Genomic DNA, 13239 nt, shown 5'->3' on the forward strand with positions numbered 1-13239 from the left:
CGCCGCACGCGCCCCGATCGGGTGAGTCACGAACCACCACCGACCTGATGCAGCGTCAGCCGACTAGACTCCAAAAGGGCCCCGTGACCAGGGCATACGGAGAAGTGCAACTGGAGTACTAATACTCCAGCCGTAGATCGTGATCTTCATGCTTGCGCGGCTTGTCGCCGGTAGTGGCTTGCCTGGGACCGGGCCTGGTGGCGGCGTCGCCAGGTGGACCAGCCCAGCCGGTGGGCAACATCGTGGACGGGTTGGACGACCAGGGCGATGAAAAGGCGTTGGATCTCGTTGCAGGTGAGCGGTATGAGGGCGTCGCGTGCGGGGCTGCGGGCGTGCTCGTCCGCTCGGACGACGGCGAGGAAGGCGTGCGCGAGCATGGCCAGGGTGACCCAGCGGGACCAGGACGCGTACCGGCGGACCTGGTGTTCGTCGAGTCCGGCCAGGCCCTTGCCGGACTGGAAGAACTCCTCTACTCGCCATCTTGATCCAGCGACTCGCACCAGCGTGGTCAGCGGCACCGGTGTGGGCGAGTGGCAGCGGTAGTAGGCGAGTTCGCCGGTGCTGCGGTTGCGGCGGATCAGCAGTTGGCGACTGCCGGGCCTTGGGTCGGCGAGGTCGATGACGGCCCAGTCGTAGAAGCGGTGGCCCTTGGCCCCGGTTCCGGCGGAGAGCTTCTGTCAGGCCCGTTTGGGCACTTTCTTGGCCAGGATGTCCGCGCGGAACTTGCCTGCGCCGGTGGTGGCTTCGTGTGAGCAGGCCACCGCGAGGACGTAGCCGGTGCAGCGTTCCTCCAGCACGCCTCGCAGCTTGGGGTTGCCGCCGTAGACCTCGTCACCCGCGACCCACGCGGCCTGGTGGCCGGCGTCCAGGAACCGGGTGACCATGCGGGCGGCCAGCTCCGGTTTGGTGGCGAAGACGGTCTCCTCGCCGAGCCCGGCGGCGCGGCAGCGGTCGGGCTCGGCGGTCCACGAGCGCGGAACGTACAGTTCACGGTCTACCGCGGCGTGCCCGCGCTGACCTGCGTAGACCAGGTAGACAGCAACTTGGGCGTTTTCAATCCTGCCCGCGGTGCCGGTGTACTGGCGCTGTACGCCAACCGTGCCCGTGCCCTTCTTCACGTCCCCGGTCTCGTCGACCACCAGTACTGCCTGGTAGTCGTACAGGTGTTCCACCACGTACTCGTGCAGGTCGTCGCGGACCTGGTCGGCGTCCCACCTGGCCCGGCCGAGCAGGTGCTGCATGCCGTCCGGGGTGGACTCCCCGGCCCACTCGGCGATGGTCCAGCAGTTCTTGCGCGGCAGGTCTGCCAGCAGACCGAGCACCAACCGCCCCGCCCGGCGCCGGGGTTCGACCCGGGCGAAGCGGCCCGCGATCCGGCTCATCAGGTCCTCGAACGCATTCCGCCAACGGACGGGATCTATGCTGTGACCTGCGGCCACCGTCTCTTCGTCAGTCCACACAACTCACGATGATCTTACGACCGGCGTGCTGGCCGGTGCACCGGCAGCGGGGCTGAGCCGCGCGCTCGGCCGCGTCCTCGCGCTTGACCCGCAACCGGACTGCGTGGTTATCACCGGCGACTTGGTCGACAGAGGTCAGCCGGACGAGTACATGGCGCTTCGCGAGTTGGTCGACCGCTTCCCGCTTCCGATGCACCTGGTGACGGGCAATCACGATGACCCTGCGTCGCTGCTGGACGAGTTCGGCGGCACTGACTTCCTGGGCGGTGTGCGGCAGGCGCACTACGCGGTGGACCATTCGGCCTTCACGATCATTGTCCTCAACTCGAAGGTGCCCGGCTCCGCCGGTGGCCGGCTCGGCGCGTCCCAACTGAAATGGCTCGATGGAGTCCTCGGCCGCAGGCCCGACGTCCCCGCGGTCGTGTGCCTGCACCACCCGCCGATTCCGATCGGAATCCCCTTCCTGGACGGAATGGGCCTTGAGGACGGCGACGCGCTGACTGAGGTGATCATGCGTCACTCCAATGTGGTCCGCGTCCTGGCAGGCCACGTTCACCGCCCCGTCACCGCCGCCTACGCGGGCAGCACCCTCGCCGTTGCCCCCAGTACCTACCTCCAGAGCGGGCTGGCCTTGCGTGAGGGAGTCCCCAACTACCTCCCGGAGCCGGCGTCTCTCTTCCTCCACCTCCTCGTCGACACCTCATGGCTCACCCACACCGTCCCCGTCAGCCATGCCGCCGCACCGATCGCAGGATATTAGGGCCAATCCGGCGGAACCTGCCGGACAGGCCGGCCGTGATTCGGAAGTCGATCAAGCTCTGGGGTGATCATTTCGTAGAGCGGCCCGCCGCAGGGTGGCGCCGACCAGCCTGGGCAGTACGCGCACCGCCTCCAGCATGGTCAGGTCAAGCGTGGAGAGCTCGTGCTCGGACCAGCCCGTGTCGTAGCGCAGGGGACCGCCGAAGAGTTCCCTCTCGCTTGCGGAGACGGCCGGTTCGGCCATGCGTACCCGTCCGAAGACCTTCATGCCGCACACCCTTCCCGCTCCCGCACCGCGAGAGGAATCGGGCACGGCGCCGCGTCAATGCGGCGCCTTGAAGGCGGTGGATCCGAAGGGCGATTCTCGAACGCGAGGTGAACGACAGCAGCGATGGGACGGGGACTCACGATTCCTCCTCGAAGTCGGCAGGACCGGACGTGCGATCGGAAAACGTGCTTCAAGCGGACTCGTCACGGGACATGGCGGACGAAGCATCGGGCAAAAGTTCGACTCAGTCCGGTGGGGCCCGGGGGTGCTGGCGAAGAGGGCGTGATGTTGCGTTCGATTCACTCGCCAGGTGGCCTGACACCTGATCGAGGGATTGCGTTGCTGTGGCGAAGCCGACGCCAGGGCCCGCCGCGTGTCCTGGCCCGTTATTTACCGCGCCCGCCCCCGGAAGACACCGCAGCTGCGCCTGCGGTCGACGGATCGGACGGTCCATGGAGGCTTGCGAAGGCACACGATGGCGTGGCGGCATACTGCCGGGATGTACTCCGATGCCGATGCCGCCGTGCTCTACGACCTGCTCAACTCGTGGGGGCCGAGCGACGACTTCTATCTGTCATGCGTCATGGATGCCTCTTCCGTCCTGGACGTGGGGTGCGGGACCGGCGTGCTGCTGCATCGTGCACGCGAGGCGGGACACGAGGGTCGGCTGTGCGGGCTGGACCCCAACGGTGCCGCATTGGACCGGGCGGGCGGACGCCACGACATCGAGTGGGTCCTGGGCAGAGCCCAGGACGCCGAGTGGGAGCGGGAGTTCGCGCTCGCTGTCATGGCGAGCAACGCCTTCCAGGTGTTCGTCACCGACGATGAACTGTGTGCGTCGCTCACAGCGATTCGGCAGGCCCTGTCCGACGGCGGACGCTTTGTGTTCGGCACCCGCAATCCGCAGGCGCGGGCGTGGGAGAAATGGAACCCGGCGAACCACGTCGACATCACCGACCACGTGGACCGGTCCCTGCACGTGAGCCACTTCGTGGAATCGGTCGTCGGCGATGTGGTCACGTTCACCGAGACGACGGCAACCCGCGCGGGCGAGCCGCTGCGCATCGACCGGACGAGCCTGCGGTTCCTCGACGTCGAGCGGATCGGCGCATTCCTCGGAGAAGCCGGATTCGAGGTCGAGACGTGCTACGGGGACTGGTCGCGTGGGCCGCTGACCGCCGGGAGCGACAACATCGTCGTCGTCGCACGCGCCGCATGAACCAGGTGAAGGCCCGGCAGGCACGGCGATGGGATGACTGACAAGTGGCCCGTTCTCGCCTGTGGCGAACTGGCCGAGTGGACGCTCATGCCTCCATGAGAAGGTCCCTCGCGATGGCCGGCGGCATCGGGTAGATCCGCTCGGGCGGAAGCAGTCGCTGGGCCTGCGCGGGCCGGCCGCTCTGCTTTAGTGCCGCGATCTTGCGGACCTGTGCAGTGACGTCGGTGAGGTCGACGACCCAGTCCTTTGCGAAGGTGCGGATCAGGCCGCGTCCGACCCCGACCTGGATGCTGTAGTGATTGAGCGCGGCTCCCCGCAGCGAGCGTTCGGGATCCCACTGGACGTGGACGGGGGCCCGGGCGACGGCCGCAGGGTCTGCCGTCGTCAGCACGGCCCGGGAAAGGGCCTCCTCCCATCCGGCACGGGTGATCCGTACCGCGAGGATCCGTTCCTGTCCCGACTTCTGTGCCCAGTTACTGCGGTGCATGAGCCACAGGAACGACGGTTTGATCCAGGTCATCCGGTTGAACGAGAACGGCGCCACGAACCGTTGCGCCCGCAGGGACGGATCAGCGACTGCCGGTGAGTACGCCTGGTAGACCACGATCGTCCGGGCATCGTAGTGGGCTCGTATCCGGTACTGGTGGGCCATGCACCACACGCTGCCAGGGACCGGATTCCGGCGCGATCGAATTCTTCTCCCCGCCCGACCGGACTGTTCACGCCCTCGCACCCTCGCACCCTCGCGTTCGTCTTCGTCGCGGCGCAACGTCGGCGAGGCAGTTTTTCGTGCGGCGCGACCACTCGGGGCGGGTGTGCCGCTGCCTAATGTTCCCTCACTCGGCGGCGGCGTGCCGCTCCCTCGGAGGTGACCATGGCCAGCACCGCAGGCACGGAGACGAGCAGCAGAACCACGCGCAGGACCCGGTCGGCGGCCGCGGTGGCCACGGCGCTCGGCCTGGTCGCGACCGCGGCCGCCTGCGGTGGCGGCTCGTCCGCCGACGGCGGTGGGGGGTCGACGGTGGTGCTCGCCGTCGCCGCCGACCCGGGCACGCTCAGCCCCACCACGGCGCTGGCCAGCACCGCGCTGTCGATGAACTCCTTCGCGTACGACACGCTCGTGCATTTCGCTGCCGACGGCTCGCTGGTTCCCGGGGTGGCCGAGAAATGGTCCGCCACGTCCACCACCGCGCAGTTCACCATCCGCTCCGGAGTGACCTGCCAGGACGGCTCGCCGCTCACCGCGGACGATGTGGCCGCCGAGTACAACCACATCGCCGATCCGAAGAACCAGTCGCCAATGCTAGGGCTCTCCGTCCCCGTCACCGCCGTGGCGAAGGCCGACAGGGCGCGCCGGACCGTCACCGTCACCACCACGAAACCCGCGCCGTTCATCGTGCAGATGTCCCGGCTGCTGCCGCTGCTCTGCAAGAAGAGCCTGGCGGCGCCGGCCGCGCTGGCCAAGGCCACCGACGCGAGCGGACCGTACCGGCTGACCGAAGCGGTTCCGGGCGACCACTACACATATGTCAAGCGCGACGGATACGCCTGGGGGCCCCGCGGTTCCACCGGCGCGGGCCTCCCCGGCAAGGTGGTTTTCAAGGTGGTCGCCAACGAGTCGACCGCGGCCAATCTCCTGATGGCGGGGCAGATCAACGGGGCCCTGATCAACGGTGCCGACGAGGAACGGCTGAACGCGGCCAAGGTGAAGAACGAGAGCATCGAGGCGCTGTTCGGGCAGTTCCTGTTCAACCAGGCCGCCGGCCATCCGGGCGCCGACCCGGCGGTACGCAAGGCTCTGGTCTCCGTCCTGGATCTGAAGCAGCTCAGGAACGTGGCCACCGGCGGCAAGGGCAATCCCCCGACCAGCATCGGCGAGACCGCCCCCACCCCCTGTACCGGCGACACGGTGACCGGGAACGTTCCCGCCCATGACACCTCGCAGGCCGCCGCCGTTCTCACCGCCGCCGGCTGGGCGAAGAGCGGCGGCACCTGGACCAAGGACGGCAAGCCCCTCTCCGTCGGGCTCAGCTACCCGACCAATCAGGGCGCCCAGGTCGCCTCGGCGGTCGAACTGGCCGTCCAGCAGTGGACGTCCTTCGGCGTGAAGGCATCGGCGAAACCCACGGGTTCCTCCAGCATCCTCAGTACCCTCAGCGGCGGCGACTGGGACGTCGCCTGGGCACCCATCGGAGTCACGCTCCCGGACCAGCTGACCCAGTTCTACGACGGGCCGCCACCGCCGAAGGGCAACAACTTCGGCTCCATCACCAACCCCGACTACCACCGCCTCGCCGCGCAGGCCTCGGCCAGGGCCGGCGCCTCGGGATGCGCTCTGTGGGAAGCGGCCAATGCCGCCCTGGTCAAGCACGTCGACATCGTGCCGATCGCCAGCAGGCCTTTCCGGTACTACGCAAAGGGCATCACCTTCCAGGTGGACGGCGCCGGCATCATCCCCAGCACTCTGCGGCGGAGCGCCGGCTGATGGCGACGATCACCCTGAACTCCCTGGGTACGACGGTCCGCAGTCCGTGGGTCGGATTCGCTCTGCGCCGCACCTGGCGGCTGGTGGTGTCGCTGGCCGCGCTGGTCACGGCCGCCTTCGCGATGATCCATCTGATCCCCGGCGACCCGGTGCGGACGGCCCTCGGCACCACCGCCGACCCGGCGCTGATCGCCGCCCGCAGACACTCGCTCGGCCTGGACCAGCCGCTGCTGAAGCAGTACGGCGACTTCGTGGGCCATCTCCTCCAGGGCCGGCTCGGTGACTCGATCGGCGCACAGATGCCCGTCTCCGAGATCATCTCCAGCCGGCTCCCGGCGACCCTGCAGATCGCCGTCCCCGCGTTCGTACTGATCCTGCTGCTCGCCATCCCGGTCGGGATGACCGCGGCCGTGCTGACCAAGGACGGCCGCAGACGGCGCGGCGAGCTCGCCTTCACCGGCGTCACCGGCTTTCTGGGCGCGGTGCCCGAATTCCTGCTGGCGGTCGGCCTGATCGCGGCGTTCGCCGTGGCATGGCCGGTCTTCCCGGTGGCCTCGCGGGGCGGCGTGAACTCCTACGTACTGCCGGTGCTGGCACTCACCGTCGTCCCGGCGGCCACGCTGTCGCGCATCGTCAGGGTGGAGACCCTGCGGGTGCTCGGCGAGGACTACATGCGTACGGCGCGGGCGAAACGGCTCCCGGCCCGGCTGCGCTATCTGCGCCACGCGCTGCCCAATCTGCTGACCTCCTCGCTCACCCTGGGCGGCCTGCTGTTCAGCTCGCTGCTCGCCGGCACCGTACTGGTCGAGAACGTCTTCGCCTGGCCCGGCCTCGGCACCACGATCGTCCAGGCGATCACCGAGAAGGACTATCCGCTGGTCCAGGGCGTCGTACTGGTCTACGGGGCGGCCGCACTGCTGATCACCTTCGCCGTCGACGTGGCCGTGGCCGTCGCCGACCCCCAGTCCACCGTCCGCGGGAGTTGACGATGCCTCATCAGGACCAAGACACCTCGCTACGGCACCGGCTGGGGCGCACGCTCCGGACGCCGATCGGAATCACCGCTCTCACCGCCTGCCTGCTGGTGGCGCTGGTCGCCGCGTTCGGGCCCGTCCTGCTCGGCGATCAGGCAGCGCGGGTCGACACGGACGCGATCAACCAGGGCAGCAGCGCCGCCCACCTCCTGGGCACCGACCAGCTCGGCCGCGACATCGCCGCCCGTGTGGTCGTGGCGACCCGGCTGACCTTGCGACTCACCCTGCTGGCCGCCGTGATCGGGGTCGGCGGCGGGCTGCTGCTCGGTGTGGCACCGGCGGTGGTGGGCCGACGCCTCGGCCGGCTGATCACCGCCACCGTGGGCGTACTGGTGGCCTTTCCCGGGCTGCTGTTCCTGCTCTTCCTCGCCACGATCTTCGGGGTGGGCAGCACCGGGGCGGTGTTCGCCGTGGGGCTGGCCATGGTCCCGCCCATGGCACGGCTGGTGCAGAACCTGACGGCTTCGATCGCGGGGTCGGACTACGTCGCTGCGGCACGGATCCTCGGCGTGGGCCGGTTCAAGCTGGTCGTACGTCATCTGCTTCCCAACATCGCCGAGCCGTCGGTGCTGTTCGCCACCCAGGCGGCAGGGGGCATCCTGGTCGCCTTCTCCGGCCTCTCATTCCTGGGACTGGGCGTACAGCCGCCGGAGTGCGACTGGGGGCGGCTGCTCAACGAGCAGCTGAACCGGATCTATGTGAACCCGGCGGCGGCACTCGCGCCCGGCGCGGCCGTGGTCCTCACTGGGCTGATGTTCGGGCTGGTCGGTGAAGTACTCGCACAGGCCGGCGGCCGACGTGCGCCGCAGGTCCGGGAGTTGACGCCGCAGCAGCAGATGAAGGCACCGGATGAAGCAGCCTCCGACGGCGACGGCGGGGCAGTGGTCCGGGCGCGTGATCTGAGGGTGACGTTCCCCGGCGGGCGGCAGGCCGTACGCGGGATCTCGTTGAGCATCGGCGTGGGCGAGGCCGTCGGCCTGGTCGGCGAATCGGGTTCCGGCAAGAGCGTGAGCGCGCTGGCACTGGCGGATCTGGTCCCGCACCCGGGGCAGATCTCCGCACGCACCCTCCGCTTCGACGGGCACGATCTGCGTACGGACCCGCGACTGGGCACCGAACTGGCCATGGTCTTCCAGGACCCCATGGCCTCGCTCAACCCGGCCCTGCGCGTGGGCCGCCAGCTCGCCGAGGTGGCCGAGGTACACCTCGGCGCGACCCGGGCACAGGCGACGGCACGCGCCGTCGACCGGCTCGGCGCCGTCCGTATCCCCTCGCCGCAGCGGCGCGCCCGGCAGCGGCCGCACGAGTACTCCGGCGGAATGCGGCAGCGGGCCGTCATCGCGATGGGCCTCATGGGGGAGCCGAGACTGATCATCGCCGATGAGCCGACCACGGCGCTCGACGTGGCCGTCCAGCAACAGGTGCTCGACCTGCTCGCCGAGGTACGCGAGGACTCCGGCGCCGCGCTGCTGCTGATCTCCCACGACCTCGCCGTCGTCGCCCAGGTCTGCGAACGGGTCCTGGTGATGTACGGAGGTCTGATCGTCGAGGACCTCCCGGTTGCCGAGCTGGCCGGCGGCGCGGCCCACCCGTACACCCGGGCACTGGTGGGGGCGGTCCCGACGATGGCCACGGATCCCGGCACGGAATTGGCGACCATCCCCGGCCGCCCGCCGGAACCGGGGGAGGCCGGTACGGGATGCCCCTTCGCGCCGCGCTGCGAACGCGCCCGGGAACGCTGCCACGGCGATGCTCCCGAGCTGGCCGACTTCGGGCCGGGCCGACAGGTCGCCTGCTGGTACCCGGTGGACGCGGTAACGGCCGGCGCCCCTGCCGAGGCCACGTCACAGGGAGCGGAGGCAACGTCATGAGCTCACTGGAGCTGCGCGGGATCACCGTGCGCTACGGCCGCTTCACCGCGGTGGAGAACGTCGACCTGCTGGTGCCGGAGGGAACGGTGACCGGACTCGTGGGCGGGTCGGGGTCGGGTAAATCGACCCTCGGGAAGGCTGTTGTCGGGCTGACGCCGATGCAGTCCGGGCGCGTACTGCTCGCCGGGAGCGAGGCCGGGCGCCGGCACGGGCGCAGCCCGGTGCAGCTGGTGTTCCAGAATCCGTACGCCTCGCTCGACCCGCGCATGACCATCGGCGCATCGGTCGCCGAAGCGCTGCCCCGCGAAACCGGCTCACGCCGAGCACCCGCCCGCAAGGCACCGGCCCGCGAACGCCGCGCCGCACGCAACGCGGAGGTGGCCCGCTACCTGGAGCTCGTCGGCATCGACCCCGCTCGGGCCGCGCTCACCCCGGACGCGCTCTCGGGCGGCCAGCGCCAACGGGTGGCCCTGGCAAGGGCCCTGGCCGCCCGGCCCGCCGTGCTGATCGCGGACGAGATCACCTCGGCCCTGGACGTGTCCGTACAGGGCGCGGTGCTCAATCTGCTGCGCAGGCTCCAGCGCGAACTGGGATTCGCGATGCTCTTCATCTCCCACAACCTCGCGGTCGTCCGCTACTTGTCCGACCAGGTCGCCGTGATGGACGGCGGGCACCTCGTCGAGTGCGGTCCCACCGAACGGGTGCTGGAGCGCCCGGAGCACCCGACGACCCGGAACCTGATCTCCTGCGTACCCACCCTTGCCCTCGCCGAGGAGGCGTCATGACCCGACCGCTGACGATCGACGACTTGTACCGGTTCGAGATCCCCGGTGATCCCGCACTGTCCCCCGACGGCGAGCGTGTCGCCTACGCGCTGACCACCCAGGACGCCGAGAACGACCGTGTGGTCCACTCCATCTGGGAGGTACGCGGCGCGGGCGGCCCGGCCCGGCGGCTCACCCACGGTCCCGCGGACACCGCGCCGCGCTGGTCCCCGGACGGGACGCAACTGGCGTTCCTGCGCGAGGGGCAGCTCCATCTGCTGCCCGTCGACGGGGGAGAGGCCGTACCGCTCACCACGCCCGCCCGGTGCCCGGCGGGGGCGGGCACACCGGTCTGGAGTCCGGACGGATCACGGATCGCTTTCTCGGCCCCCGAGACCCGGCGCGCCGACACCGCACCCGTGGTCATCGACGCCCTCGGCTGGAAGGCGGACGGGGCGGGCCTGATCGGTTCGGTCCGGACACAACTGTTCGTGGTGGAGACGGAATCGGGCGAGGTCAGGCAGGTCACCGAGGGCGACCGGCACGCCGGCTCGCCCACCTGGTCGCCCGACGGCACACAGCTCGCCTACCCCGCGCAGAGCGGCCCGGACGCGGCTGTGCCCGGGGCCTCGGCCGCTCATGTCGTACGGGTCGGGGAGGACGCGCCCGAGCCCCGCCGGGTCGGCCCGGCCGGTGGTCTCGCCGGTCCGGTGAGCTGGTTCCCCGACGGGTCCGCGCTGCTCGTCGTCGGCCGGAACACGTTCGGCGTCGGCCATCTGGAGCTGCTGCGCCAGCCCCTGGACGGATCGGCGCCGGTCTCGGTCAGCGCCGCCCTGGACCGCAACGTCATGGGCGGTGGCCCGGGCTACCCGGGTGCGCTGCCGCAGTTCCACGGCGACGACATCGTGTTCTGCGCCCGCGACCGGGGCGCCACACGCCTGTACCGGGTGCACGCGGCCGGGATCAGCGCGTCCCCGCTGCCCGCCGGTACCGGGGTCAGCGGCTGCTCGGTCGCCACGAAGGCCGGGCGAGCGGCGCTGGTGGTCTCCGACACGTCGAGCTTCGCCGAGATCGCCCTGCTCGACCTGGACTCCTGGGCGTCCGGGGAACCGGGCGAGTCGGTGGCAGGCCGACAGCCCGCGCGACTCACCGACCACATGGCCCGGTCACTGCCGGAGATCACCCTCCACCCGGTCACCGAGCGCGAGTTCAGCATCTCGGACGGCACGGTGGTGCACGGCATGATCACGCGTGCCGCGCAGACACCCCCGGGCGGGCCGCTGTTGGTCGACATACACGGCGGTCCGCACAACGCCTGGGCACCGCACTCCGACCCGTTCCACCCCTACCACCAGGAGCTGGCCTCGCAGGGCTGGACGATCCTGACGCTGAACGTCCGCGGCAGCGACGGCTACGGCGAGGCGTTCTACACAGCCGCCGTGGGCGCCTGGGGCGAGACCGACGAACAGGACGTCCTGCAGCCGGTCGCCACCCTCGTCGCCGAGGGGCTCGTCGACCCGGAACGCATCGCGCTCACCGGCTACAGCTACGGCGGCTATCTGAGCTGCTGGCTCTCCGCCCGCAGCGACCTCTTCGCCGCCGTCGTACCGGGCGGCATCCTGGTCGATCTGAAGAGCATGGCCGGCACCTCCGAAGAAGGACACCTGATCGCCGGCTACGAGATCGGCGACCCGGAACGGATGACGGCGCTCTCGCCGATCAGCCATGCCGACGCGGTGCGCGCACCCACCCTGATTCTGCACGGCGGCGCGGACGACAGCTGCCCGGCCGGCCAGGCCGAGCAGTGGTTCCACGCGCTGCGCACCCGGGACGTGCCGGCCCGGCTGGTCGTGTACCCCGGCAGCTCGCACCTGTTCCTCCTGGACGGCCGGCCCTCGCACCGTGAGGACTACTCCCGCCGCCTGGTCGACTGGGTCACCACGCACACCGACCGCTGAACCCGCCGAACACCCTGGAACCGCTGAACGAAACGGAATTGGAGCCCAACATGACCGACACCACCGACCTGTCCGCCCGCTGGACCGCCCGCCTCACCGAACTGGCCGCCCGTCACTCCGTCCCCGGCGCCGCTCTCGGCATCCTGCACCGCGGCGAACTGATCGCCGAGGCCGCCGTCGGCCTGGCCAACACCGACGCCGGGATCGAGACGACCACCGACACCCTGTTCCAGATCGGCTCGATCTCCAAGGTGTGGACCACCACGGTGGCCATGGCCCTGGTCGACGAGGGCCTGCTCGAACTGGACGCGCCCATTGTTTCCGTACTCCCCGAACTGCGGATCGCGAACGAGGAGCTGACGCGGGGCGTGACGCTCCGCCACCTCCTGGACCACACCAGCGGCATCGACGGCGACCTCTTCACCGACACCGGCCGGGGCGACGACTGCCTGGAGAAGTTCGCCGCGCTGCTCGGCGACGTCACCGCCAACCACCCGCTCGGCGCCACCATGTCGTACTGCAACGCGGGCTTCACCCTGCTCGGCCGGGTACTGGAAGTCGTCACCGGCGTCCAGTGGGACGAGCTGATGCGCGAGCGCCTGTTCCGTCCGCTCGGCCTGACGCACACCGCGACCCTGCCGGAGGAGGTGCTGCGCTTCCGCGCCGCCATCGGGCACCTGGGGGATCCGCCGGTGCAGGCCCCGCTGTGGGGGCTGATGCGTTCGGCCGGACCTGCCGGACTGATCTGCTCGACGCCGCGCGAGGTACTGCAGTTCGCCCGGCTGCACCTCGACAACGGCGTCACCGAGGACGGCACCAAGATCCTCTCGGCCGAGGGCGTCACCGCCATGCAGACGCCGCAGGTCGAGCTCCCCGACCCGCACATCCTGGGCCACGCCTGGGGGCTGGGCTGGTTCCTCGACACCTGGGACGGACAGCGGGTGTACGGACACGACGGCGGCACCATCGGGCAGAGCGCGTTCCTGCGGGTGCTGCCGGAGGCCGACCTGGCGATCTGCCTGCTCACCAATGGCGGCGACACCATGAGCCTGTACCGGGACGTGTTCGCGGAGATCGTCCAGGAACTGGCCGGCGTGACGATGCGTACCTCGGTCCAGCCGGCGACGGAACCGGTGGCGGTGGACCCCGCCGACTACGTCGGCGTGTACCAGCGGCTCTCCAGCCGGGTGGAGATCGTGGAGCGGGACGGCGGCCTGGTGATGCTCGACCGGATCACCGGACCGCTGGCCGAACTGACCCCCGACACGGAGCACGAGTACGAGCTGCACCCGGTCGAGCCGGGGCTGTTCGTCGTGCAGCGGCCGGGGCTCAAGATCTGGGTCCCGGTCGTGTTCTACACGCTCGCCGACGGCACGCCCTACATCCACCACGGTGCCCGCGCCACCCCCAAGGTGGGCTGA

At 70.2% G+C, this 13239-nt stretch carries 10 protein-coding genes and 1 pseudogene; 8 read left to right on the plus strand and 3 right to left on the minus strand.

Annotation, left to right across the window (positions count from 1 at the left end):
• Positions 1-146: 146 nt before the first annotated feature.
• Positions 147-1382 (minus strand): annotated as a pseudogene (locus ACGFU7_RS25445) (IS701 family transposase).
• Between the two features lie 103 nt (positions 1383-1485).
• Here ACGFU7_RS25445 and ACGFU7_RS25450 point away from each other — a divergent pair.
• Entirely contained in the window at positions 1486-2220 is a 735-nt protein-coding gene (locus ACGFU7_RS25450) for a phosphodiesterase (RefSeq protein ID WP_393698521.1), read from the plus strand.
• Positions 2221-2271: 51 nt separating this feature from the next.
• Here the strand turns inward: ACGFU7_RS25450 and ACGFU7_RS25455 are convergent, their stop codons facing one another.
• Positions 2272-2487, minus strand: coding sequence for a hypothetical protein (locus ACGFU7_RS25455; protein WP_393698523.1), 216 nt, complete (start codon positions 2485-2487; stop codon positions 2272-2274).
• Positions 2488-2986: 499 nt separating this feature from the next.
• Here ACGFU7_RS25455 and ACGFU7_RS25460 point away from each other — a divergent pair, with 499 nt between their 5' ends.
• Positions 2987-3706: a class I SAM-dependent methyltransferase gene (locus tag ACGFU7_RS25460; protein WP_393698524.1), complete on the plus strand. Its 720-nt coding sequence runs from the start codon at positions 2987-2989 to the stop codon at positions 3704-3706.
• Between the two features lie 85 nt (positions 3707-3791).
• Here ACGFU7_RS25460 and ACGFU7_RS25465 read toward each other — a convergent pair whose 3' ends face one another.
• Positions 3792-4358: a DUF4291 domain-containing protein gene (locus ACGFU7_RS25465; protein WP_393698526.1), complete on the minus strand. Its 567-nt coding sequence runs from the start codon at positions 4356-4358 to the stop codon at positions 3792-3794.
• 222 nt (positions 4359-4580) lie between these two features.
• On the opposite strand from ACGFU7_RS25465, the gene ACGFU7_RS25470 reads away from it, so the two are divergent.
• Genes ACGFU7_RS25470 through ACGFU7_RS25495 form a run of 6 tightly spaced genes read left to right on the plus strand, consistent with a single transcriptional unit; the run spans position 4581 to position 13239 of the window.
• Complete coding sequence (locus tag ACGFU7_RS25470) at positions 4581-6191, plus strand: ABC transporter substrate-binding protein (protein WP_393698528.1); 1611 nt, start codon at positions 4581-4583, stop codon at positions 6189-6191.
• The gene (locus ACGFU7_RS25475; RefSeq protein WP_393698530.1) at positions 6191-7177 is read left to right on the plus strand and encodes an ABC transporter permease; all 987 of its coding nucleotides are present in this window, start codon (positions 6191-6193) and stop codon (positions 7175-7177) included. The genes ACGFU7_RS25470 and ACGFU7_RS25475 overlap by 1 nt, the downstream gene beginning before the upstream one ends.
• Positions 7178-7179: 2 nt before the next feature.
• Positions 7180-9096 (plus strand): dipeptide/oligopeptide/nickel ABC transporter permease/ATP-binding protein, encoded by a 1917-nt coding sequence (locus tag ACGFU7_RS25480; protein ID WP_393698532.1) that lies wholly within the window; start codon positions 7180-7182, stop codon positions 9094-9096.
• On the plus strand, positions 9093-9881 hold the full coding sequence (locus ACGFU7_RS25485) for an ABC transporter ATP-binding protein (protein ID WP_393698534.1): 789 nt from the start codon (positions 9093-9095) through the stop codon (positions 9879-9881). Before ACGFU7_RS25480 ends, ACGFU7_RS25485 begins: the two co-directional genes overlap by 4 nt.
• Positions 9878-11818 carry a prolyl oligopeptidase family serine peptidase gene (locus ACGFU7_RS25490; protein ID WP_393698536.1) on the plus strand — a complete coding sequence of 647 codons (1941 nt, stop codon included), beginning with the start codon at positions 9878-9880 and terminating at the stop codon, positions 11816-11818. The genes ACGFU7_RS25485 and ACGFU7_RS25490 overlap by 4 nt, the downstream gene beginning before the upstream one ends.
• Positions 11819-11868: 50 nt before the next feature.
• A complete protein-coding gene (locus ACGFU7_RS25495) occupies positions 11869-13239 on the plus strand; it encodes a serine hydrolase domain-containing protein (RefSeq protein WP_393698538.1) in 1371 nt (456 codons plus the stop codon).

Origin of the sequence: Streptomyces sp. NPDC048473, from assembly GCF_043200155.1 — a bacterium.
GTDB lineage: Bacteria > Actinomycetota > Actinomycetes > Streptomycetales > Streptomycetaceae > Streptomyces.